Origin of the sequence: Xenophilus azovorans DSM 13620 (assembly GCF_000745855.1) — a bacterium.
Classification (GTDB): domain Bacteria; phylum Pseudomonadota; class Gammaproteobacteria; order Burkholderiales; family Burkholderiaceae_C; genus Xenophilus; species Xenophilus azovorans.
Genome location: NZ_JQKD01000003.1, coordinates 261,614 through 285,228 on the forward strand (window position 1 = coordinate 261,614; position 23,615 = coordinate 285,228).

Annotated in this window: 20 protein-coding genes; 9 read left to right on the forward strand and 11 right to left on the reverse strand. The window is 72.0% G+C overall.

The window, feature by feature from the left end; genetic code table 11:
• Window positions 1-18: 18 nt before the first annotated feature.
• From Q392_RS01160 to Q392_RS01170, 3 genes are all read right to left on the reverse strand, one after another.
• A complete protein-coding gene (locus Q392_RS01160; protein ID WP_084216751.1) occupies window positions 19-1,590 on the reverse strand; it encodes a WS/DGAT/MGAT family O-acyltransferase in 1,572 nt (523 codons plus the stop codon).
• A gap of 91 nt (window positions 1,591-1,681) precedes the next feature.
• Entirely contained in the window at window positions 1,682-3,382 is a 1,701-nt protein-coding gene (locus Q392_RS01165; protein ID WP_038200408.1) for a long-chain-fatty-acid--CoA ligase, read from the reverse strand.
• 329 nt (window positions 3,383-3,711) lie between these two features.
• Window positions 3,712-4,743, reverse strand: a complete 1,032-nt coding sequence (locus Q392_RS01170; RefSeq protein WP_211260187.1) for an AraC family transcriptional regulator — start codon at window positions 4,741-4,743, stop codon at window positions 3,712-3,714.
• Window positions 4,744-4,910: 167 nt separating this feature from the next.
• On the opposite strand from Q392_RS01170, the gene Q392_RS01175 reads away from it, so the two are divergent.
• The 7 genes from Q392_RS01175 (at window position 4,911) to Q392_RS01205 (ending at window position 13,131) form a co-directional block, all read left to right on the forward strand.
• Window positions 4,911-5,873 (forward strand): alpha/beta fold hydrolase, encoded by a 963-nt coding sequence (locus Q392_RS01175; RefSeq protein WP_245610610.1) that lies wholly within the window; start codon window positions 4,911-4,913, stop codon window positions 5,871-5,873.
• Window positions 5,874-5,984: 111 nt separating this feature from the next.
• Window positions 5,985-6,422 (forward strand): hypothetical protein, encoded by a 438-nt coding sequence (locus tag Q392_RS01180; protein WP_038200410.1) that lies wholly within the window; start codon window positions 5,985-5,987, stop codon window positions 6,420-6,422.
• Between the two features lie 3 nt (window positions 6,423-6,425).
• Window positions 6,426-7,517, forward strand: a complete 1,092-nt coding sequence (locus Q392_RS01185) for a PHA/PHB synthase family protein (RefSeq protein WP_038200411.1) — start codon at window positions 6,426-6,428, stop codon at window positions 7,515-7,517.
• A complete protein-coding gene (locus Q392_RS01190; RefSeq protein WP_038200412.1) occupies window positions 7,514-8,110 on the forward strand; it encodes a GNAT family N-acetyltransferase in 597 nt (198 codons plus the stop codon). Before Q392_RS01185 ends, Q392_RS01190 begins: the two co-directional genes overlap by 4 nt.
• A 202-nt stretch (window positions 8,111-8,312) precedes the next feature.
• Complete coding sequence (locus tag Q392_RS01195; protein WP_038200413.1) at window positions 8,313-9,680, forward strand: dicarboxylate/amino acid:cation symporter; 1,368 nt, start codon at window positions 8,313-8,315, stop codon at window positions 9,678-9,680.
• Between the two features lie 195 nt (window positions 9,681-9,875).
• Complete coding sequence (locus tag Q392_RS01200) at window positions 9,876-11,759, forward strand: sensor histidine kinase (protein WP_084216753.1); 1,884 nt, start codon at window positions 9,876-9,878, stop codon at window positions 11,757-11,759.
• A gap of 7 nt (window positions 11,760-11,766) precedes the next feature.
• Window positions 11,767-13,131 carry a sigma-54-dependent transcriptional regulator gene (locus Q392_RS01205; protein ID WP_038200414.1) on the forward strand — a complete coding sequence of 455 codons (1,365 nt, stop codon included), beginning with the start codon at window positions 11,767-11,769 and terminating at the stop codon, window positions 13,129-13,131.
• Between the two features lie 138 nt (window positions 13,132-13,269).
• Here the strand turns inward: Q392_RS01205 and Q392_RS01210 are convergent, their stop codons facing one another.
• Window positions 13,270-14,154: a LysR family transcriptional regulator gene (locus Q392_RS01210; protein WP_038200415.1), complete on the reverse strand. Its 885-nt coding sequence runs from the start codon at window positions 14,152-14,154 to the stop codon at window positions 13,270-13,272.
• Window positions 14,155-14,304: 150 nt separating this feature from the next.
• On the opposite strand from Q392_RS01210, the gene Q392_RS01215 reads away from it, so the two are divergent.
• Together Q392_RS01215 and Q392_RS01220 are read left to right on the forward strand one after the other, a co-directional pair.
• Entirely contained in the window at window positions 14,305-15,294 is a 990-nt protein-coding gene (locus tag Q392_RS01215; RefSeq protein WP_038200546.1) for a tripartite tricarboxylate transporter substrate binding protein, read from the forward strand.
• A gap of 10 nt (window positions 15,295-15,304) precedes the next feature.
• Complete coding sequence (locus tag Q392_RS01220; protein WP_038200416.1) at window positions 15,305-16,483, forward strand: M20 aminoacylase family protein; 1,179 nt, start codon at window positions 15,305-15,307, stop codon at window positions 16,481-16,483.
• Between the two features lie 75 nt (window positions 16,484-16,558).
• On the opposite strand, the gene Q392_RS01225 is transcribed toward Q392_RS01220, so the two are convergent.
• From Q392_RS01225 to Q392_RS01255, 7 genes are all read right to left on the reverse strand, one after another.
• A complete protein-coding gene (locus Q392_RS01225) occupies window positions 16,559-17,242 on the reverse strand; it encodes a hypothetical protein (RefSeq protein WP_038200547.1) in 684 nt (227 codons plus the stop codon).
• 118 nt (window positions 17,243-17,360) lie between these two features.
• Window positions 17,361-17,690, reverse strand: coding sequence for a hypothetical protein (locus tag Q392_RS32550; RefSeq protein ID WP_157007681.1), 330 nt, complete (start codon window positions 17,688-17,690; stop codon window positions 17,361-17,363).
• A gap of 181 nt (window positions 17,691-17,871) precedes the next feature.
• Complete coding sequence (fahA, locus tag Q392_RS01235) at window positions 17,872-19,140, reverse strand: fumarylacetoacetase (protein ID WP_038200417.1); 1,269 nt, start codon at window positions 19,138-19,140, stop codon at window positions 17,872-17,874.
• Between the two features lie 14 nt (window positions 19,141-19,154).
• Window positions 19,155-20,462 carry a homogentisate 1,2-dioxygenase gene (hmgA, locus tag Q392_RS01240; protein ID WP_038200418.1) on the reverse strand — a complete coding sequence of 436 codons (1,308 nt, stop codon included), beginning with the start codon at window positions 20,460-20,462 and terminating at the stop codon, window positions 19,155-19,157.
• Window positions 20,463-20,631: 169 nt separating this feature from the next.
• Complete coding sequence (locus tag Q392_RS01245) at window positions 20,632-20,835, reverse strand: DUF2783 domain-containing protein (protein ID WP_038200419.1); 204 nt, start codon at window positions 20,833-20,835, stop codon at window positions 20,632-20,634.
• Window positions 20,836-20,848: 13 nt separating this feature from the next.
• Window positions 20,849-22,504: an FAD-dependent oxidoreductase gene (locus Q392_RS01250; RefSeq protein WP_038200420.1), complete on the reverse strand. Its 1,656-nt coding sequence runs from the start codon at window positions 22,502-22,504 to the stop codon at window positions 20,849-20,851.
• Between the two features lie 35 nt (window positions 22,505-22,539).
• Window positions 22,540-23,505 (reverse strand): MBL fold metallo-hydrolase, encoded by a 966-nt coding sequence (locus Q392_RS01255; protein ID WP_038200421.1) that lies wholly within the window; start codon window positions 23,503-23,505, stop codon window positions 22,540-22,542.
• Window positions 23,506-23,615: the final 110 nt, after the last annotated feature.

Below are 23,615 nucleotides of genomic sequence, written 5' to 3' on the forward strand. Positions count from 1 at the left end.
AGGGATGCGGGAAGGAAATCAGGCGGACGGACGGCCGCCGCGCCGGGCGGCCGTGGCCGGCTTGCGCCGCGGCGCCGCGGCGGCCTTGCCGGCGGGGGCGGCGCGCGGCGTGCGCGGCTTCCGCGCGGTGGCGGGGGGCGCGGCGGCCGGCTCGGCGGGCGCGGCCGCGCCGTCGACGCCGGGCAGCTGCCGGATCTGCTCCAGCGCGTCGCGCAGGTGGCCGATCAGCTCGTACGACTCCTCCTGCGACAGGATGCGGCGGCAGGCGGTGAGGCCGAAGTCCAGCGAGCCGGCATAGCTCTGCACCGTGATGTTCAGCGCCGTGCCGTGGTAGGGGATCGACACCGGGTAGAAGTGCATCATCCGCGCGCCCGCCACGTACAGCGGCACGGCCGGCCCGGGCACGTTGGAGATCAGCACGTTGGCCACCGGCGGCAGCCGCCGCGCCAGGTTGGAGCGGCCGTACAGCGAGGCCAGGCTGGTCATCAGCCACGGCGATCCGGTGACCGGCACGTCCACCCCGAGCACCGGCCGCAGCTCGCGCACCACGGCCTTGGCCGCCTCGGAGGAGGCGTGGATCGCCTTGAAGCGCTCGCCCGCGTCGGCGATGTCGGTCGCCAGGTCCACCCGCACCATCGAGACCTGGTTGTTCATCGCGTCGTCCCCCTCGGTGCGCAGGCTCACCGGCACGCCGGCGATCAGCGCCTCCCTGGGCAGCAGGCCGCGCTCTTTCATGAAGCGGCGCAGCGCCTCGCTGCACATCGCCATCACGATGGTGTTGACGGTGCCGCCGACCCGCTTGCCCAGCGCCTTCAGCTCGTCGAAGGGCAGCGACAGCGTGCTGTACGAACGCTGGTTGGTGATGGAGTCGTTGAACATGGCCTTGGGCGCCAGGCCCAGGGTCAGCGGGCGTTCGCCGCGGCCCGTCTGCTGGCTGGCCAGCACGCTGCCGGCGGCGGTGAGCGCGCGCGCGGCGGTGGGCAGCAGCTCGGCCAGCTTGCGGTACTGCAGCGCCGTGTTGGAGACCGCCGCGCGCAGCAGCTCGGCCACGCCGAGCTGGTAGCCGCCGCTGCCGCCGGCGCGCCGCCGCGGCGGCGGCACCTCGCGGATCTTCGGCGAGACGTCGTACATGACCTTGGCCAGCTCGGTGCCGGCCTTGCCGTCCACGCCGCTGTGGTGCGCCTTGGTGTAGAAGGCCACCCGCCCGTCCTGCAGGCCCTCGATGACGTACATCTCCCACAGCGGGCGGCTGCGGTCCAGCAGGCTGGAGTGCAGCCGCGCGACGAGGTGGTGCAGCTGCTCCATGGAGCCCGGCCGGCGCAGCGTCAGGCTGCGCACGTGGTAGTCCAGGTCGATGTCGTCGTCGTCGATCCACACCGGCTCGGCCAGCTCGAAGGGCATCGGCGCCAGCTTGCGCGCCAGCACCGAGGCCAGGTGCAGGCGCGCGCCGACCATCGCCTTCACGTCCTCGTAGTAGTCGCCGTCGTAGCCGGGCGGCAGCTCCAGCAGCATCAGGCTGCCGACGTGCATCGGCGTCTCGGGGGTTTCGAAGTGCAGGAAGGAGGCGTCGAGGCCGCTGAGGTGGTGCATGGCGAATGCCCTGGTTGGAAAAGAGACGGCCCCGGCGCGCCGCCGGGGAACGGGGGAAGGGAAGAAGGGGACGAGGCGCGGCCGCGCCGCTTCAGGCGGCCTCGCGCCGGCGCGCCTCTTCCTCGACCAGGTCCTTCTTCGACAGCTTGCCCACCGGCGTCTTCGGCAGGGCGTCGCGGATCTCCAGGCCGTGCACCATCTCGTGCTTGCCCAGCCGGTCCTTCAGGAAGGCCTGCAACTGCTCCAGCGTGAAGGGCGCGGCGCCCGGCTTGAGCGTGACGAAGGCCTTGGGCGACTGGCCGCGGTAGGCGTCGGGCACGCCGATCACCGCCACCTCGTGCACGGCAGGGTGCTGGTAGATCGCCTCCTCCAGCACGCGCGGGTAGACGTTGTAGCCGCTGCACAGCAGCATGTCCTTGCAGCGGTCGACGATGAAGACGAAGCCGTCCTCGTCCATGTAGGCGACGTCGCCGGTGCGGAACAGGCCGTCGAAGGTGGTGCTCTCGGCCGTGGCTTCGGGCTTGTTCCAGTAGCCCTTCATCACGTTCGGGCCCTGGATGCACATCTCGCCTTTCTCGCCCAGGGGCACGTAGCGGGTCGGGTTCTCCAAGTCGAGCATCCGGATGGTCACGCCCGGGTGCGGGATGCCGCAGGAGCCGGCCTTGCGCTTGCCGTGCGCCGGCGAGAAGGTGCCGGTGGGCGAGGTCTCCGTCATGCCCCAGCCTTCGGCCAGCCAAGTGCCGGTCACGGCCTTGAAGCGCTCGCCCACCTCCACCGGCAGCGGCGCGCCGCCGGAGTTGCACAGCTTGAGCGAGTGCAGGTCGTGCTTCGGCGTGTCGGGGTCGCCGATGACGGCGGTGAACATGGTGGGCACGCCGCAGAAGGTGGTGAGCTTCTTCTCGGCGATGTCGCGCAGCGCGGCCTTGGGGTCGAAGCGCACGTGCTGCACGATCTCGGCGGCCAGGCGCACGCCCAGCAGCAGGTTCACCGTGAGCGCGTAGATGTGGAAGGGCGGCAGCACGGCCAGCAGCTTCTCCTGCCCCATCGCCAGCACCGGCGGCGTGCCGAACTGCGTGATCACCACCTGCTCGACGGCCGAGGACAGGTTGGCGTGCGTGAGCATCGCGCCCTTGGGCAGCCCGGTGGTGCCGCCGGTGTACTGCAGGACGGCCAGCGCCTCACGCGGGTCGCCCACCGGGTGGGGCGTGTACCGGCCGTCGTTGTCGATCAGCTCGGCGAAGCGCAGGTGGCGGTCGTCGGCCGGCAGCTCGACGGTCTCGTTCTTCGCCTTCATCTGCGCGGCCACCGCCTCGGGCGCGCCGGTCATCTCGGCCACGCTGCCGACGATGAGCTTCTTCAGCCGCGTCCTGCCGAGCATGGCGGCCATCTGCGGGTACAGGGCGGCCAGGTCCAGGGTGAGGAGGAAGTCGGTGCGGCTGTCCTCGATCTTGTGCTGCAGCACCTTGGCGGCGTCCAGCGGCGAATAGTTGACCACCGTGCCGCCGGCCTGCAGCACGCCGAAGACGGCGATCAGGTAGTGCGGCGTGTTGGGCAGGAACAGGCCCACGTGCACGCCGGGGCCGACGCCCAGCTTCTGCAGGCCCGCGGCGGCGCGGTCCGCCAGCGCGCCCAGCTCGCGGTAGCTCAGCCGCCGGCCCATGAAGTCGATGGCCGGCCGGTCGGGGAAGCCGGCGACGGCGTCGGCCAGGATCTGCTGCACGGGCGTGGGCCGGATGTCGGCGTCCCAGCGCACGCCGTCGGGGTAGGAAGCCAGCCAGGGCTTGTCGTTCATCGTTCGTCTCCAGGAAGTGATGCTTGGCCGGGCCGGCGCGCGAAGGGCCGCCCGCGCGCGGGGCGCGATGTGCGTGACAGCGTGGTTTCCTCGGGCCCGGGCAGGCGTGCCCGGGCGTCCCGGTGCCTGGGGCCCGGTGCCTTCATGTCGTCTCCTTCGCGCCGTGGCGGGACGGGCCCGGCCGGCGCTTGTGTGCGTCGTCGCCGTGCCCTGCATCCATGGCACGCGGCGTCGGCGTGCGGCCATCTTTCCGCGCGCGCCGCGACATGAAAAGGTGCGATCAGCCCGCTTCCCGGTGATTTCAGGCCGGGCGGCGCCGGCCGCGCGCGTCAGCGCTGGCGGTAGGCCTGCGGGGTCTTGCCCGTCCAGCGCGCGAAGGCATGCCGGAAGTTCGCCGCGTCGCTGTAGCCCAGCCGGCTGGCGATCTCCTCGGTGGTCATGCGCGTCTTGCGCAGGTACTCGATGGCCAGCGCGCGCCGCACGTCCGCCAGGATCTGGCGGTACGAGGTGCCCTGCATCTCCAGCCGGCGGCGCAGGGTGCGCGGCTCCATGTCGATCTCGCGGGCCATCGACTCGATGCTGGGGAAGCGCCAGGGCATCTGCTGCGTCAGCGCCTGCCGCACCCTGGCCGCGGTGCCGCCCGCGTGCGCCAACTCGGACAGGAACTGCTGGCACATCTCGCGCGTCATCGCGTGGGTGATCGGGTCGTGCGTGCTGGGCGGGCGCGTGCTCCACGCGGCGTCGAACTGCAGCTCGTTGCACGGCTGGCCGAAGTGCACGGGGCAGCCGAAGAAGGCGCGGCACGCCTGCGCATGGGCCGGCTCCGGGTAGGCCACGCGCACCGCCGAGAAGCCGAAGCCGTCGCCGTAGATGTCGCGGCTGAGCGTCTGGTGCGCGGCGTAGGTGAACTCGATGGCGAAGCGGTGGAGCTCGTCGCGCGGGTCGGGCGTGAGCACCGCCTCGAAGGCGCAGACCGAGGGATCGGCGGCGTGGTCGTAGCGCATGTCGGCCATCGGGCCGATGACGCGGCGGTACTTGACCGCGAACTCCAGCATCTCGGCGCAGGTGCGGCTGCTCAGCAGCGCGTAGCCCCAGATGCCGTAGGCGGTGATGTGCATGCGCGCGCCGGCGCGCAGCGCCACCGCGGGGTCCCGCGAGAGCCGCAGCGCGTTGCGGAACACGGTGACGACCTGAGCGTAGGAGATGCGCGTCGCCGGCGTATGCAGCTCGGCCTCGCCGACGCCGCTGCCGCGCAGCACCTCGGCCGCGGCGACGCCGTCCTCCGCCAGCGTGGCGACGACGGCGGCGATCCGCTGGGGCGTATAGACGCGCGGCTCGAAGTCGGGTGGCGAGCGGTGCACGGTTCTTTCTCCCTCGGGACGTCGACACCGCGACGTCTGCCGCACATGGGGCCGCGAGGATAACGAACGGCCGGCCCGCGCAGATACGGGGAGATTCCCCACGTGCGCAGGTCTGGCCCAAACTCACCGCCGCGTGGTCTGATCGAACCTTTCGGCCGCGGCGCCTCGTGTGCGACAAGACGGCCGGAACAAGACAGGCCATCACCCTCACCACCATGCACCGCGATCCACCCCCGACCCTCTTCGCCGCCTGCAACGGCATGACGCTGGCCTACGACAGCTTCGGCGACCCGGCGGCGCCGCCGCTGGTGCTCATCATGGGCCTGGGCACCCAGATGATCGCGTGGGACGAGGCCTTCTGCGGGCAACTGGCCGCGCGCGGCTTTCGCGTGATCCGCTTCGACAACCGCGACATCGGCCAGTCGACCCACCTCGCCGCCGCCGGCCTGCCCGACATCGGCAAGCTGCTCGGGCAGGCGCTGGCCGGCCTGCCCATCGACCCCGCCAGCGTGCCCTACACGCTGGCCGACATGGCGCAGGACACGGTGGCCCTGCTCGACGCGCTGGGCATCGACGGCGCGCACGTGGTCGGCGCCTCCATGGGCGGCGCCATCGCGCAGGAGATCGCGCTGCGGCACCCGCAGCGGGTGCGCACGCTGGTGTCGATCATGGCCACCAGCGGCGCGCCCGACCTGCCGCCGCCGCGGCCGGAGGCGCTGCAGGTGCTGATGACGCCCACCCCCACCGACCGCGCCGGCTACGTCACGCGCCACCAGCAGGTGATGAAGGTGCTGCGCGCCGGCAGCGACACGCACGAGGAGGCGCTGGACGCGCCGCGCGCCGAGCGCGCCTATGCGCGCGGGCTCAACCCGGCCGGCTACGCGCGCCAGCTCGCGGCCATCCTCGCCTCGGGCAGCCGGCGCGAGCGCCTGGCCTCGGTGCGCGCGCCCACGCTGGTGATCCACGGCGACGCCGATCCGCTGGTGCCGATCGAATGCGGCCGCGACGTGGCGCGCAGCGTGCCGGGCGCGCGCATGGTGACGATCCCGCACATGGGCCACGCCCTGCCGCAGTCCACCTGGGCGCCGATCGTGGACGCGATCGGCGCGCATGCGGTGCAGGCCGGCTGAAGACCCTGCCCACGCCGCCCGGATGAGCCGCTACATTGCGGGGGCGGCCATGCGCCGCGGCGGCCGGGCAGCTTCGCCGGCCGGCGGCAGAAGAAGACAAGGAGACCCGAGATGGCGTCCTCGCTGTTCCCCGACCCGCTGCAGATGTGGCGCGATGCGCTGGCCCGGCTGGAGAACGATGCCAACGCGCTGGCCGCCGGCGGCATGAAGTCGCCCGAGCTGATGCGCTCGCTGCAGCACGCCACGACCGTCGGCACCGGCATGCAGCAGGTGTTCGAGAAGATGGTCGAGGCCTACCTGCGGCGCGCCCAGCTGCCCAGCCGCAAGGACCTGGCGGAGGTGATGGCCGCGCTGCAGCGCGTCGAGGAGAAGCTCGACCGCCTGCTGCCCGCGCAGGAGAGCGTGCCCCGGCCGGCCCGCACGCGCAGGCCGCAGACCGCGGCGGCCGCGCCCGCCACCACGCCCGAACCTGCGCCGCAGCCCGCGCGCCGCGCCGCCAGGGCCCCGGCCGGGAAGACCACCGCGGCGCGCCGCACCTCGAAGCGCTGAGCCATGGCCACCCAAACCGCCCCCGCGCGCCAGGACGACCCCGCCCTGGCCGAGCGCCTGCGGCTGGAGGTCGAGCGCGCGGTGCAGCGCAGCCTCAAGGGCATCGAGCTGCTCGGCGCGCCGCCGCCCACCGTCGGGCGCACGCCCAAGACCTCGCTGCACCGCCGCGGCACGCTGGAGCTGGTGCACTACCACGCGGTGACGGACGAGGTCTACCGCATCCCGCTGCTGATCGTGATGGCGCCCACCAACAAGGGCTACATCCTTGACCTGGCGCCGGGCCAGAGCCTGATCGAGTTCCTGCTGCAGCGCGGCTACGACGTCTACATGATCGACTGGCACGCGCCCTCGCCGCGCGAACGCGACCTGAAGATCGACGACTACGCGCTGGACTTCATCCCCGACTGCATCCGCCGGGTACAGCAGGACTCGGGCGAGGAGGACATCAACCTGATCGGCTACTGCGCGGGCGGCATGCTGTCGGTGATCTACCAGTCGCTGCACGCCGACGGGCCGGTGAGGAACCTGGCCTGCTTCACCACGCCCGTCGACTTCTCGCAGATGGAGCTGTTCCGCGCCATGGCGGACGAGAAGAGCTTCGACGTGGACCGCTTCGTCGAGAAGAACGGCATCGTGCCCGCCGACTTCGTCGCCGGCGGCTTCGAGGCGCTGCGGCCGGCCAGCCGCGTCGCCGGGCAGATCCGGCTGTGGGACAACCTCTGGAACGACCAGTTCGTCAAGGGCTTCCGCATGATGGAGCGCTGGGGCAACGAGACGCTGCCGCTGCCCGGCGGCTACTTCCGCCAGACCACCCAGGAGCTGCTGCGCCGCAACGCGCTGTACGAAGGCACGCTGCGCATCGGCGGGCGCCCGGTCGACCTGGGCGACATCACCGTGCCGCTGCTGCACGTGGTGGCGCAGTACGACCACATCGTGCCGCCGGCCTGCGCGGCGCCGCTGGTGCAGCGCGTCGGCTCGGCCGACAAGGAGGAGGTCGTCCTGCCGGGCGGCCACGTCAGCATCGCCGCCGGGCCCAACGCCGTCAAGCGCATGTGGCCCAAGCTCGACGCCTGGCTGGAGGGGCGCTCCCTATGACCGACACCGACATCCGCACCTACCCGCGCCGCATCGACTGCGGCGGCACGCCGATCGAGATCGACCGCATGACCAGCGGCGACCGCGAGGCGCTGGTCACCTTCGTGGCCGGACTGCCGGCCGACGACCTGCTCTTCGTGCCGCGCGACATCAGCCACCCCAAGGTGATCGATGCCTGGATGCGCGCGCTGGACAAGGGCCACCTGGCCAGCCTCGCCGCGCGCGACGGCGGCACCATGGTCGGCTGCACGGCCATCGCCATCGACCGGCTGAGCTGGTCGCGCCACGTGGGCGAGCTGCGCGTGCTGGTGTCGCCGGCCGGCCGCGGCAAGGGGCTGGGGCGCGCGCTGATCCAGGAGTGCTTCGCGCAGGCGCTGGAGCTGGGCCTGAAGAAGCTGGTGGCGCAGATGACCATCGCCCAGCGCGGCGCCATCGCCATCTTCGAGGACCTGGGCTTCCGGCCCGAGGCGCTGCTGCACCGCCACGTGGCCGACCGCCACGGCGCCATGCACGACCTGGTGGTGCTCAGCCACGACGTGGACGCGGTGGCCGCGCGGCACGAGGCCTTCGGCATGGGCAGCGCCACGGGCTGACCCAGGGTTTTCCCGGGCATTCGCGTCCGGCCGGTTCGACGCGGGGCCGGGCGGGATTCCGGCACCGCCGGCGGCGGCCCCGGGCGGCCGGCCGCATTCCCTTGCAAATCAAGCACTTGCGCGCGTCCGGCGGGCCGGCGGCGCTGGCATCGTCCTTGCCCAGGAGACAGCCCTTTTCCTTCCAGAGACAAGCGGCTGCGCCATGGCACACGACGACATTTCCCCGCCCTCCTCCTCTTCCAAACCCTTCTACCGGTCGCTGTACTTCCAGGTGCTGACGGCCATCGTGCTGGGCGTGCTGCTCGGCCACTTCTACCCGTCGCTCGGCACCGACATGAAGCCGCTGGGCGACGCCTTCATCAAGCTCATCAAGATGATCATCGCGCCGATCATCTTCTGCACCGTGGTGGTCGGCATCGCGGGCATGGAGGACATGAAGAAGGTCGGCAAGACCGGCGGCTACGCGCTGCTGTACTTCGAGATCGGCAGCACGGTGGCGCTGGTCCTGGGCCTGGTCATCGTCAACCTGGTCAAGCCCGGCGCCGGCATGAACGTGGACCCGGCCACGCTCGACACCCAGGCCATCGCCGCCTACACCGCGCCCGGCAAGATGCAGGGCACGGTGGACTTCCTGCTGGCGATCATCCCCAGCACCATCGTCGACGCCTTCGCCAAGGGCGAGATGCTGCAGGTGCTGCTGGTGGCGGTGATGTTCGGCTTCGCGCTGCACCGCTTCGGCGGCCGCGGCACGCTGGTGTTCGACATGATCGAGAAGACCTCGCACGTGCTGTTCGTCATCGTCGGCTACATCATGAAGGTCGCGCCCATCGGCGCCTTCGGCGCGATGGCCTTCACCATCGGCAAGTACGGCGTGGGCTCGCTCAAGTCGCTGGCGCTGCTGATGGGCACCTTCTACGCCACCTGCCTGCTGTTCATCTTCGTGGTGCTGGGCATCGTCGCGCGCGTGCACGGCTTCTCGGTGTGGAAGCTCGTCAAGTACATCAAGGAGGAACTGCTGATCGTGCTGGGCACCAGCAGCTCCGAGGCCGCGCTGCCGCGCCTGATGGCCAAGCTGGAGAACCTGGGCGTGCGCAAGTCCACCGTCGGCCTGGTGGTGCCCACCGGCTACTCGTTCAACCTGGACGGCACCTCGATCTACCTCACGATGGCGGCCGTGTTCATCGCCCAGGCCACCAACACGCCGCTGGACATCACGCACCAGGTCACGCTGCTGCTGGTGCTGCTGCTCACCTCCAAGGGCGCGGCCGGCGTCACCGGCAGCGGCTTCATCGTGCTGGCGGCCACGCTCTCGGCGGTGGGCCACGTGCCGGTGGCGGGCCTCGCGCTCATCCTCGGCATCGACCGCTTCATGAGCGAGGCGCGCGCGCTGACCAACCTGATCGGCAACGCCGTGGCCACCGTGGTGGTGGGCCGCTGGACGGGCGACCTGGACACCAGCCGCATGAAGGAAGTCCTCTCGCACGAGACGGCCGCCGAGGCCGACGAGCCGGAGCGCGTGCTCGACGCGGTGGACCAGCGCTTCCCGGCGCAGCCGCACGCCGCCGGTTGAAATGAAGCACCCCCCAAGCGGCTTCGCCGCTCCCCCCTCTCTCGCCTTCGGCGGGAGGGGGGCGCACCCGGAGGCCTGGCCAAGCCAGTTCCTCGGGTGCCCTGGCATGGCCTGCTCCGCGGCCTTCGGAGCGGGGAAGGGCGTTCTGCCTTGCAGGCTGCGGGCGGCGCGCAGCGCCATGGAAGACTGACACCCATGCCTGCGCCACATAGCCATACTGCGGCGGTGGCAGCAGCAACGACGACAGCAGCGACCGGGGGCGCGGCGCCGGCCCCGCCGCCTTTCCCTGCAGGCGGCCGGCGCTGGCTGCGCCGGCTGGGCGGCGCGGCCGGCATGCTCGCGCTGGTGGCCCTGGCGGCCTGGGCCGCCCACGCCGTGGCCCTGCGCGCCGGCCTGGCGCGGCTGGGCGAGGCGGCCAGCCACCGGCTGGACGTGGAGGCCACGCGGCTCGAAGGCGAGCTGGCGCGCTTCGAGTTCCTGCCCGCGCTGCTGGAGACCTCGCCCCAGGTGCTGGCGCTGCTGGCCGCCCCGCGCGACGCCGCGCGCCGCGCCGAGGCCAGCCGCTACCTGCACGCGCTCAACGCCATCGCTGGCGCCGAGATCCTCTACGTGCTCGACCCCACCGGCTACGTCGCCGCTTCCAGCGACGACGGCCAGCCCGGCACGCCGGCCGGGCGCGACCTGTCCTACCGCCCCTACTTCCGCGACGCGCTGGCCACCGGCCGCGGCCGCTTCTACGGCCTGGGCGTGACCAGCGGCGTGCCCGGCGACTACCTGGCCTACGCGCTGCCGCGCGGCGGCCCGCTGCGCGGCGTGGCGACGGTGAAGGTGGACCTGCGGCGCACCGAGCAGGCCTGGTCGCAGATGCAGGGCGAGCTGCTGCTGGTGGATACGCGCGGCGTGGTGGTGCTGGCCTCGCACACCGACTGGAAATACCGCCCGCTCGCACCGCTGGACGACGCCGCGCGGCAGGAGGTGGCCCAGGCCCGGCGCTACGGCGATGCGCCGCTCACGCCGCTGGCCTGGCGCGAGCTGCAGCGGCTGGACGCGCACTCCTTGCGCGTGCGCTTCGAGGGCCGGGCCTACGTCGCCACCGGCCACGCCGCCGACGACGGCCGCTGGCGCCTGCTGCTGCTGAGCGACGAGGCGCCGGTGCGCGCCGCCGCCCGCGGCGCCGCCGCCAGCGCCGCGCTGCTGACCGCCGTGCTGCTGCTGGCGGCGCTGGTGCTGCGCCAGCGCCGGCGCATGGTGCGCGAGCAGCTCGCCAGCCGCGCCGCGCTGCAGGCCGCGCACGACTCGCTGGAGCGCCGCGTGCAGGAGCGCACCGCCGAGCTGCGCGCCGCGCAGGCCGAGCTGGTGCACGCCGGCCAGCTCGCCGTGCTGGGCCAGATGTCGGCCGGCATGGTGCACGAGCTGAACCAGCCGCTGGCGGCGCTGCGCACCCTCTCCGACAACGCCGTGCTGCTGCTGGAGCGCGGCCGCGCCGGGGAGGCCGGCGCCAACCTGGGCCGCATCGCGCAGCTCGTGCAGCGCCTGGGCCGGCTCACCGCGCAGCTCAAGGTGTTCGCGCACAAGCGCACCGAGCCGCCCGAGCCGGTGCCGCTGGACCAGGCGGTGCGCGAGGCGCTGGCGCTGCACGCCCAGCGCGTGCGCGACATGGGCGTGGCGGTGGCCGTGGCGCTGCACCCGCCCACGCTGGCCGTGCTGGCCGAGGAGACGCGGCTGGTGCAGGTGCTGGGCAACCTGCTGGGCAATGCGCTGGACGCGATGGCCGAGGGCGCGCCCCACGCACCGGACAGGCCGCGGCGCATCGCCGTCGAGGCCGCGGCGCCGCCGCCCGGCGCGCCCTGCCGCATCGTCGTCGCCAACAGCGGCCCGCCGATCCCGCCCGAGGTCGCGGCGCGCCTGTTCGAGCCCTTCTTCACCACCAAGCCGGCCGGGCGCGGGCTGGGCCTGGGGCTGATGATCTCGGCGCACATCGTGCAGGCCTTCGGCGGCGCGCTACGACCGGCGCGCGGCGAGGAGCTGCCGCCCGGCATGGGCGCCGCCTTCCTGGTGGACCTGCCGGCGGCAGAATGAGCGCCACATGGCCGCCGACGCACCGCACCCCATCCGCGTGATCCTGGTCGAGGACGACGAGGACGTGCGCGTGGGCGCCGCGCAGGCGCTGGACCTGGCCGGCTTCGCGGTCGAGGCCTTCGGCGCCGTCGAGCCCGCGCGCGCCGCCGTCGCCGAGGGCGCGCCGGTCGTCGTCGTGTGCGACGTGAAGCTGCCCGGCAAGAGCGGCACCGAATGGCTGGCCGAGCTGCACCGGCTCGACGGGCAGCTGCCCGTCATCCTCGCCACCGGCCACGGCGACATCGCGATGGCGGTGCAGGCCATGCGCGACGGCGCCTACGACTTCATCGAGAAGCCCTTCGCCTCCGAGCGCCTGGTGGCGGTGGTGCGGCGCGCCGCCGAGCAGCGCCGGCTGGCGCTGGAAGTGGCGTCGCTGCGGCGGCAGCTGGACGACTGGAGCGGCATCCAGGCCGCGCTGATCGGCCGCTCCGCCGCCATGGAGCGCGTGCGCCAGGCGGTGCGCACGCTGGCCGCCACGCCGGCCGACGTGGTGATCTACGGCGAGACCGGCACCGGCAAGGACCTGGTGGCGCGCTGCCTGCACGAGCGCAGCCGCCGGCGCGACGGCCACTTCGTGCCCGTCAACTGCGGCGGCCTGCCCGAGAACCTGGTCGACAGCGAACTCTTCGGCCACGAGGCCGGCGCCTTCACCGGCGCGCTCAAGCGCCGCATCGGCAAGTTCGAGCACGCCGACGGCGGCACGCTGTTCCTCGACGAGATCGAGAGCATGCCGCTGGCGGTGCAGGTCAAGCTGCTGCGCGCGCTGCAGGAGCGCAGCATCGAGCGGGTCGGCTCCAACCAGGCCGTGCCGGTGGACTGCCGCGTGGTCGCCGCCAGCAAGACCGACCTGCGCGAGGCCAGCGAGGCGGGGCGCTTCCGCGCCGACCTGTACTACCGCCTGGGCGTGGCCTTCATCGAGCTGCCGCCGCTGCGCGAGCGGCGCGAGGACATCCCGCTGCTGTTCGAGCACTTCACGCTGCAGGCGGCGCAGCGCTACGGGCAGAGCGCGCCGGTGCCCGACACGCAGGCGCTGTCGGCGCTGCTCGGCCATGCGTGGCCGGGCAACGTGCGCGAGCTGCGCAACGTGGCCGACCGCTTCGTGCTCGGGCTGCTGGGCGAGTCGTTCTCGGACGCGCTGGGCGCCGGCGGCCGGGGCGTCTCGCTGCCGGAGCACATGGAGCAGATCGAGCGCACCCTGCTGGCCGAGTCGCTGCGGCGCCGGCACGGCGACGTGGGCCAGGCGGCGAAGGACCTGGGCATTCCCAAGGCGACGCTGTACGACAAGCTCAAGCGGCAGGGGCTGGATGCGGCGCAGTTCCGGCGCGAGGAGTGAGCGCGTGCATGCCGGCAACCGTTCAGGCTGAGCTTGGCCTGTCCTGGGCCTGACGAAGGGTCGAAGCGCCGCGCGAGGCTTCGACAAGCTCAGCCCGAACGGTTCTTGTGGATCGAACGCGCTGTCGCATGAGAAGGCTCAATCCTTCAGCAGCGCGTCGATCAGCTCGCCGAGGATGCCGATCGCCGGCGCCTCGGTGCGCCGCTCCAGCGTCACCAGCGCGAAGCGCGCCACGCGGCGCAGCGCCGGGCGCATGTCCAGCTCGACCAGGTCCGGCGCCGCGGCGCGGATGGCCAGCAGCACCGCGTCGCTGTGCCGCGCCACGTCGACCAGGCTGGGCACCTCCTCGCACTGCAGGGTGACGCAGGCGGCCGGGTGCGCCTGCGGGCCGTAGGCCTCCACCAGCGCGCGCGCCACCTCGTCGCTCAACGGCGTGGAGGCGATCGGGTAGCGCTGCACCTGCTCGAAGCGCACGCCCCGGCGCAGCCGGGCCAGCGGATGGCCCGGCCGGCACATGAAGACGCCGCGCATCTCGCGCGCCATCGCCAGGCGCAGGTCGGGCGCGGGCCGCAGCGACAGCGCATCCAGCACCAGCGCGTCCAGCGTGCCGGCGCGCAGTGCCTGCACGAGCTGCTCGGTGCCGCCGCGCGCCACCACCACCCGCACCCCCGGATGGCGCGTCGCCATGCGCAGCAGCAGCGGCGTCATCAGCATGGCGCCGGGGCCGGAGCCCATGCCGACGCGCAGCTCGCCGCCCTCGGCCTGGCGGAGCTGGCGGCCGCTGTCGCGCAGCTCGCCGGCATCGAGCACCAGGCGCTGCGCCCGCTGCAGCACCTCGTGCCCGAAGGGGGTGAGTTCGTTGCGGCGGCCGATGCGGTCGAACAGCGGCACGCCCAGTTCGTCCTCCAGCGCGCGGATGCTGCGGCTGAGCGCCGGCTGCGTCAGGTGCAGCGCCTGCGCCGACTTGCTGAAGGAGCCGGTCTGGGCGAGCGAGATCAGGTGCCGGAGCTGGACCAGGGTCATGGGCGACAGGCCGGGAAAAGCTGCATTCGACTCATGCTAAATCAAAGAACAATGCATTGGACCTTGCATCCGGCGGCTCCTAGGATGCGCCCGCAGCCCGGCTCCGGGCCGCTTTTTTCCCGAAGCAAAGACACAGGAGACGACACCATGATGAAGCACCTGCTGCGGCCCCTGCGCGTCGCGGTCCTCGGCGCCGGCCTGCTGGCGGCAGCCGGCCTGGCCCTTGCGCAGGGCTATCCGGCCAAGCCGGTCACGCTGATGGTCCCGTACCCGGCGGGCGGCCCCTCCGACGCCATGGCGCGCATCTTCGCGACGCCGCTGGGCAAGGCGCTGGGGCAGACGGTGATCGTGGACAACCTCGGCGGCGTGAGCGGCGCCCTGGCCGCGCAGAAGGTGCTGGCGGCGCCGGCCGACGGCCACTACATCTTCCAGGGCTCGCCCAACGAAGTGATCCTGGCGCCGCTGGCCAACGCGGCCGTGAAGCTCAAGGCCGAGGATTTCCGCCTGGTGCACCCGATCACCGACGCGGTGATGGTCTTCCTCACCCGCAAGGATCTGCCGGTCAACAGCGTCGACGAGCTGATCGCGCTGGCGCGCAAGTCGGGCGACAAGCCGCTGACCTACGGCAGCGTCGGCATCGGCTCGCTCTACCACCTGATCCTGGAAGACGTGCAGCAGCGCACGGGCACGAAGATGCTGCATGCGCCCTACAAGGGCAATGCGCCGCTGCTGAACGACCTGGCCGGCGGCAGCGTCGATTTCGCGGTGCTGGTCTACAGCGCGGCGATGGGCGCGATGGCCGAGCAGGGCCGGATCAAGGTGATCGGCCAGCTCGGTGCGCAGCGCTCCGAGTTGCTGAAGAACGTGCCCGCGGTCAGCGAGGGCAAGGAGTTGAAAGACTTCTCGTACAAGATCTGGGCTGGCTTCATGGTTCCGAAGAACACGCCCGAGGCCGTCGTGCAGCGCCTGCACCAGGCCATCGGCACGACGCTCAAGGACCCGGAGGTGCGCGCGCAGCTCGCGGCGCAGACCTCGCTGGCAGCGCCGCCGATGACGCTGGCCGAGTCGGCAGCGTTCTACGATGGCGAGATCGCCCGCTACCGCGCGATCGCGAAATCCGTCAACCTGCAGCCGCAATGAGGATCCTGCCATGAACCCCCTGCTGGAAGACCTGCGGCGCGAGGCGGCGCCCTTCGTCGACATCCGCCGCGACATCCACCGCCATCCGGAGCTGGCCTTCGGCGAGCACCGCACCGCGGCGCTGGTGGCCGAGAAGCTGCGGGCCTGGGGCTACGAGGTGGAGACCGGCCTGGGCGGCACCGGCCTGGTCGGCCGGCTGGTGCGCGGCGGCGGCCGGCGGCGCCTGGGCCTGCGCGCCGACATGGACGCTCTGCCGATCGAGGAGGCCACCGGCCTGCCCTACGCGAGCTGCCACCACGGCGTGATGCACGCCTGCGGCCACGACGGCCACACCGCCATGCTGCTGGCCGCGGCGCACCACCTGGCCGCGCGCGGGCGCTTCAGCGGCACGCTGCACCTGATCTTCCAGCCGGCCGAGGAAGGCGGCGGCGGCGCCGTGCGCATGATCGACGACGGCCTGTTCGACAAGTACCCCTGCGACGCCGTGTTCGCCATGCACAACATGCCCGGACTGGCGCAAGGCCGCTTCGCGCTGCGCGACGGCCCGACCATGGCCTCGTCGGACTACGCGACGGTGACGGTCGCCGGCATCGGCGGCCACGGCGCGATACCGCACCGCGCCGCCGACCCGGTGGTGGCGGCCGCCAGCATCGTGATGGCGCTGCAGACGGTGGTGTCGCGCAACGTCGATCCGCTGCACACGGCGGTGGTGACGGTGGGCGCCCTGCATGCCGGCCAGGCCAACAACGTGATCCCGGCCGCCGCCACGCTGGAGATCAGCGTGCGCGCGCTCGACCGCGAGGTGCGCGCGCTGCTGGAGCAGCGCATCAAGGCCATCGTCGCCGCGCAGGCCGAGAGCTTCGGCTGCAGCGCGCAGGTCGACTGGCGCAAGGGCTACGCGGTGCTGGTCAACACGCCGGAGGAAACCGACTTCGCGCGCCAGGTGGCGCTCGACCTGGTGGGCGCCGAGCGCGTCACGCTGCAGGCGCCGCCGCTCACCGGCAGCGAGGACTTCGCCTTCATGCTGGAGAAGGTGCCCGGCAGCTACCTGCTGATCGGCAACGGTGACGGCGACAGCGCGGGTGCCTGCATGGTGCACAACCCGGGCTACGACTTCAACGACGACAACGTCGCGCTGGGCGCCGCCTACTGGGTGCTGCTGGCGGAGCGCTTCCTGGCGGCGGCCTGAGCGCCGCCCGGCCGCCCGAAGGCGCTCGCACCGCAGCGCGTCAGCGCGAAGGCTTCCAATGAGCGCCGCCGGCGCTCACTGCCCGGACGCCGCCTGCGGCGTCTGGAGGAAGTCGAACACCTCCGCCAGGCGCTTCTGGTCGGGCATGACGTAGATGATGCCGACGCGGTCGCTCAGGTTGGGCTTGACCCACGCGTCGTAGAAGTCGGCCGGCACGTTGATGCAGCCGTAGGAGATGCGGTTGTCCTCGCTGGTGTCCGAGGCCAGGCGCTCCAGGCGGCGCTCGGCCTTCACCAGCGGCCGCACGCGGTGCATCGACACGGCGACGCTGTAGTCCACCCACACGATGTCCTCGCGCTTGGCGTTGCGCCCCGGCTCGCCGACGAAGCGGCCGGCCGGCGTGGTGCGCTCGTGCGGCTTGATGAGGCGCATCGGCCGCTCGCCGATGCCCGGCACCGAATCGTCGCCCTTGGCCAGCCCGAGCAGCACGGGCGAGGTGCCCAGCAAGCGGCCCTGTTCGTCGAACACCGACACCGCCGCATGCGGCTTGTCGACGACGGCGAAGGCCTTGCCCTCGTTGTTGCGGGCGCGGATGACGCGAGCCGCCAGGTCCAGCGCCTCGGGGGAGGCCTGCACCGTCGCGGCGCGCAGTTCGGGCGGCACGGGTTTGCCGGCCGTGCTGCGTGCATGCGCCAGCGGCGCGAAGGCCAGGCTGCATGCGAGCAGCACGGGCGCGGTGGCGGAAAGCAGTGGGTGCATGGCCGGCGGCGTGCGGTGTGGACGAACGGACGGGGGCGGAAAAAAGAGCCGGGGCGACCCGGCTCTCCAGTGTCTCACAGCCCCTCTTCGAGGGGATGCGATGGTCGGCCGAAGGCCGTCAGTTGCGGTCGGAACGCGGCGGCCTCGGCGGCGGGGGCGGCGGAGGCGGCGGCGGTGGTGGCGGGGGTGCCACGACCGGCGGCGGGGGCGGCGGCGGCGGTGGCGGGGCCACGACCACGGGCGGCGCGGGCTGCCAGGGCTCGCGGGCCGAGATGCCCGTCTCGCCCATCGGCGTGGAGCCGTAGGGCGACATGAGCTGCTGGCCGGCCGCGAGGGCCGGGTTGGCGGGCAGCAGCGTCGGCTCGACGCCCTGGGCGAAGGCCGTGCCGCCCACGCCGAGCGCGATGGCGGCCGCTACAAAAAGCTTCCTCTTCCTGATGGATGTCATTGGCGCATCTCCAGATCACCACTCCGAAGTGTTGGTGCGCTGGCAGTTGTGCCAGCAGCGCCCTGCCGCATCCGGTAGGACGACGCCGGTTCTGACTGTCGTAAGAGGATGAACGGTGCGTGAATGAGGCATTTTTCACGCACTTCTTGCGCGGGCGCCGCGCCGGGCTGTCGGCGTGCGCCTACGCCAGCACCGTCCCGCTGGCCTCGCCGAAGCCGATGCGCACCGCGCCCGCGCGCTCGCACCAGCCGCGCAGCACCAGCGTATCGCCGTCCTGCAGGAAGGTGCGCTGCTCTCCGCCCGGCAGCGTGATGGGCTGCTTGCCGCCCAGCGTCAGTTCCATCAGCGAGCCGGCCGCGTCGGGCGTGGGGCCCGACAGCGTGCCCGAGCCCAGCAGGTCGCCCGGCTGCAGGTTGCAGCCGTTGACGGTGTGGTGCGCCAGGAGCTGCGCGGCGGTCCAGTAGGCGGCTTCCTTCACCAGCCCGTGCGTGAGGCGCGCGGGCGCCTCGCCCTGCTCGCGCATCTTCGCGGTCTGGACCAGCACCTCCAGCGTGATGTCGAGCTGGCCGCCTTCGCGGTTGGCGGCGCCGTCGAGGTACGGCAGCGGCTGCGGGTCGCCCGCGGGCCGGGTGAAGGGCGCGCGGAAGGGCGCCAGCGCCTCCATCGTCACGATCCACGGCGAGACGGTGGAGGCGAAGTTCTTCGCCAGGAAGGGGCCCAGCGGCTGGTATTCCCAGGCCTGCAGGTCGCGCGCCGACCAGTCGTTGAACAGGCCCACGCCGAACAGGTGCGCTTCCGCGTCGTCGATGCCGACGGGCTGCCCCAGCGCGTTGCCCTGGCCGACGTAGAAGCCCAGTTCCAGCTCGTAATCCAGCCGCTTGCAGGGGCCGAAGCTCGGCTCGGCCGCATCGGGCGCCTTGGTCTGGCCCTGCGGGCGCTTGAAGGGCGTGCCGCTGACGACGATGGAGCTGGCGCGGCCGTGGTAGCCGATGGGCACCCACTTGTAGTTGGGCATCAGCGGCTGGTCGGGACGGAACAGCTTGCCGATGGTGGTGGCGTGGTGGATGCCGGTGTAGAAGTCGGTGTAGTCGCCGACGCGGCAGGGCACGGTGTACTCGCAGTCGGCCTGCGGCACCAGCGCCTGGGCCCACGCGGCCTGCTGCGTGCTGCCGGCGGCCAGGCCGTCGGAGAGCTTCGCGCGCAGCGCTCGGCGCCCGGCCGGCGCGGCGGCCATCAGCGCGTTCATGTCGTCGGTGTCGACGAGGCCCGCGGCGCGCAGGTCCAGCACCTGGTCGCCGATGGCCACGCCGATGCGGAAGGCCTCGCCGCTGCCCTTGCGGCGGAAGCGCCCGAAGGGCAGGTTCTGGATGGGGAAGTCGCTGCCCGCGGCGTTGGCGGACTCGACCCAGCTCGTGCGCTTGGGGTCGTGGGTGGCGTCGATGTCGTACATGGTGAGTCTTTCGTTCAGGGCTTGCTGAACTGGTCCTTGAGGCCGGCCCAGCAGTCGGCGTAGCCGGTGTCCAGCGGCGCGGTGTTGAGCGCGAAGGCGGTGGGGATGAAACGGTAGCGGCTCTCGAACATGAAGGCCAGCGTGTTGTCCAGCTTCTGCGGCTTCAGGTCGACCGTCGACGCCTTCTCGAAGGCTTCCTCATCCGGGCCGTGCGGCACCATCGCGTTGTGCAGGCTGGCGCCGCCGGGCTTGAAGCCGCCGGGCTTGGCGTCGTATTCGCCGTACACCAGGCCCATGAACTCGCTCATCAGGTTGCGGTGGTACCAGGGCGGACGGAAGGTGTCCTCCATCACCAGCCAGCGCGGCGGGAAGATGACGAAGTCGCAATTCGCCGTGCCGGGCGTGTCGCTGGGCGAGGTGAGCACGGTGAAGATCGACGGGTCCGGGTGGTCGAAGCTGATGGAGCCGATCGTCATGAAGTTGACGGTGTCGTACTTCACCGGCGTGAGGTTGCCGTGCCAGGCCACCACGTTGAAGGGCGTGCCCTTGGCCGGCGCGCGCCAGAAGCGGCCGCCGAACTTCTTGACGAGTTCGTAAGGGGCGTTGCTGTCTTCGTAGGCCGCGACGGGCGCCAGGAAGTCGCGCGCATTGGCCAGGCCGTTGGAGCCGATCGGGCCCAGTTCGGGCAGGCGGAACTGCGCGCCGTAGTTCTCGCAGACATAGCCGCGCGAAGGACCGTCGGGCACGGCCACCTTGAAGGCCAGCCCGCGCGGCAGCACAGCGATCTCGCCGGGCTTGACGTCGAGCACGCCCAGCTCGGTGGTGATGACCAGGCGGCCCTGCTGCGGCACCACCAGCAGCTCGCCGTCGGCGTTGACGAAGGCGCGCCGCTCCATAGACTTGGTCGCAAGGTAGACCAGCGAGCCGACGCCGCACTGCGCGTCGGCATCGCCGTTGGCGGCCAGGGTGCGCATGCCGTCGACGAAGTCGGTCTCGGCGCCGGGCTCGAAGGGGATCGGATGCCAGCGCATCGGCTCGGGCGCGAGCGCCGTCTCGCGGTCGCCGCCGGTCGTCCACAGCGGCTGCGCGTAGGGCTGGTAGCGGCCGGCCACCACCGAGGGCTGGCGGCGGTACATCCAGGTGCGGCGGTTCTCGTGGCGCGGCGCGGTGAAGGCGGTGCCGGAGATCAGCTCCGGGTACAGGTCGAAGGGCGCGCGCTGCGGGCTGTTGCGGCCCTGCGGCAGCGCGCCGGGCACGGCCTCGGTGGCGTGCTCGTTGCCGAAGCCGCTCTGGTAGCGCAGGGTGTCGGCGGTAGAGGTCATGGTGTGGCTCCTCGATGGAAGGCGATGTATCCGGAAAAGTCCGCTGGACCGAAGGCCGCGGAGCAGGCCATGCGGGAACACGCGCGGAACCGGCTTCGCCGGGCCGCTGCGTGTGCCCCCTTGAGGGGGTTGGCGGAGCGGAACGAAGTCCGCGAAGACTGGGGGTGTTTCATTCTTCTCGCGCGGCGGCCAGGGCCTCGCGCAGCACGGGCAGGCTGCCGATGTGGTTGGCCAGCAGCAGGACGAGGCGCGCGTTGAAGGCGTGGCTCTGCTCGGTCGTGAGGTCCTGGTGCGCGTCGATCAGCGCCTCGTAGAAGTCGTCCGGCGACGGCATGTTCGGCGCGGTGGTCAGGTGATCGGCGGTGGCAGTCATGGCTCGTTCTCCTTCATGCCCTGGCCAGGGCGCGGTCGAAGGCCGCGCGCACGGCCTCGGCCGTGGGGGCGCGCCAGCGGGCGCACACGTGCTGGTCGGGGCGCAGCAGGTAGGTGGTGCCCTCGCGCGCGTCGTAGCGGCGCGCGGCCAGCGCGTGGGCCGCGTCCAGCGGCACGCGCAGCACCTCGATCGGGCGGTCGGCGCCGGCCAGGGCCTGCGCGCTGCGCCCGGCCGCCTCGCCGCTGCCGAAGACCAGCGCGGCGAAGCGCGTGCCGCCCAGGCCGCGCAGCAGCCAGCCCTCGGCCACCGGCGCGTCGGCCGCCACCGCGCCCGGCACCATCGCGCCCTCGAAGGCATCGGCGTCGGGCGTGTTCAGCACCGAATCGTGCAGCGTCGCCGGCACCGACAGCCGGCCGCTGTTGACCAGCCGCCGCGCGAAGTCGTGCCGCCGCGCCAGGTGCAGCACGGCGTCGCGGAAGAGGCGGCTGGCCTCGCTCTTGGGCGTGATGAAGTCGGTGGAGCGGGTGGAGTGGCGGATGTTCTCGTCCGCCGCCATCTCGCGCTCGCGGGCGTAGCTGTCCAGCAGCGCATCGGGCGCCTCGTCGCGCAGCACGGCGGCGAGCTTCCAGGCGAGGTTCTCCGCGTCCTGCAGCCCGGAGTTGGCGCCGCGCGCGCCGAAGGGCGAGACGCCGTGCGCCGAGTCGCCCGCGAACAGCACGCGGCCGTGGCGGAAGCTCGCCATGCGCTGGCAGGCGAAGGTGTAGACGCTGGCCCATTCGAGCGTGAACTCGGTGCCCTTGAAAGGCGAGGCGTCGAGCATCGCGCGCACGCGCGGGACGATCTTCTCGGGCTTCTTCTCCTCTTCCGGGTCGGCCTGCCAGCCGAGCTGGAAGTCGATGCGCCACACGCCGTCGGGCTGCATGTGCAGCAGCACGCTCTGGCCGGGGTGGAAGGCGGGGTCGAACCAGAACCAGCGCTCGGCCGGAAACTGCACGTCCATCTTCACGTCGGCGATGAGGAAGCGGTCCTTGAAGACGCGGCCGGTGCTCTCCTGCCCGATGAGCCGGCGCACCGCCGAGCGCGAGCCGTCGCAGGCGGCGACCCAGTCGGCCCGCAGCCGGTAGGGGCCGTCGGGCGTCTCGATGCTCAGCAGCACGTGGTCGCCCTGCGGCTCCACGCCGGTCACCGTGTTCTTCCAGCGCAGGTCGATCAGCGGCAGTTGCGCGGCGCGCTCGGCCAGGAAGCCCTCGACGTAGTACTGCTGCAGGTTGACGAAGGCCGGACGCTCGTGGCCCTCTTCCGGCAGCAGATCGAATTCGTAGACCTGCTCGCCCTGCAGGAACACGCGGCCGAGCTTCCACGACACGCCCTTGGCCGTCATGCGCTCGCCACAGCCCAGGCGGTCGAAGATCTCCAGCGAGCGCTTGGAAAAGCAGATGGCGCGCGAGCCGGTCGAGAGGCGGTGGTCGTTGTCCAGCAGCACCACCGGCACCTGCTGCTGCGCCAGGTCGATGGCCAGGGCCAGCCCGATGGGGCCGGCGCCGACCACCACGACCGGGTGGCGCACCGGCGCGGCGGCCCGCTGGTCGGCGTGCAGTGCGTAGTCGAAGACCACCTGCTGGTAGTCGATCTGCGGCGCGCCGGCCGACGCGAGGTCGTTCAGCTTCATCTGTCGTCTCCGTCGTTCTGCGGGGGCTGCTTTTCTTATTGCCCTTCCAGCGTCTTCCACATCTCGATGTCGCGCTCGGCCGTCCACACGCGCGGGTCGGCGTATTGCGTGGCCTCGTCGTAGCAGCGCGTCACGTCGAAGGGCATGCAGTGGTCGAAGATGACCCAGTGGCCGTACCTGGGCTTGAGCTTCGCGTAGGTCTCCCGGTAGACCGTGTTCAGGTCCTTGCCGGCGCGGGCGCCCTCGCTCACGCTGGCCCACACGTCGGCGATGAAGTCGCGCGTGCCGGCCAGGCCGCGGGCCACGTCTTCCGGCGTGGTGAGCGCGGCGCCGCGGCCAGGCACCAGCGCCTTCGGCTGCAGCGCGGCGATGTTGTCCAGCGTCTTCGGCCAGTCCTGGAAGTAGGCGTCGCCGGCGTAGGGCGTGGCGTCGAACTCCACCAGGTCGCCCGAGAGCAGCGTCTTCTCGCCGGGCAGCCAGACGACCGTGTCGCCCTTGGTGTGGCCGCGGCCGAGCTGCAGCAGTTGCACCTCCAGCTTGCCCAGCCAGACGGTCATCTTGCCGGTGAAGGTCATGGTCGGCCAGGTCATGCCCGGCGGCACGGTCTCGACGCCGGCGAACAGGCGCGGGAAGCGGCCGATCTCGCTGGCCTTGTCCTGCTCGCCCCGCTCGACGATCAAGTCGTAGGTGTCCTGGCTGGCGAGGATCTGCTGCGCGCCATAGGCGCTGGCGCCCAGCACGCGCACCGCGTGGTAGTGCGTGAGCACCACGTACTTGATGGGCTTGTCCGTCACTTCGCGGATGCGGCGGATCACGTCGGCCGCCATCGCCGGCGTGGCCTGGGTGTCGGCCACCAGCACGGCGTCGTCGCCGATCACGATGCCGGTGTTCGGGTCGCCCTCGGCCGTGTAGGCCCAGGCGTGTTCGGAGATCTGGCTGAAGCTGACCTTCTTCTCTTCGAGGTCGGCCTGGCTGGCGAAGGCCTTGGCGGGCTGATTCATGGGGCTTGGCTCCTGTGTTTGTCTAAATTGAATATGTTCGTCTATTGCGAATTTGATGCAAGTCTAGATGCTCAATCAGATAATGTCTAATGTTTTCTCCATGAACAAAC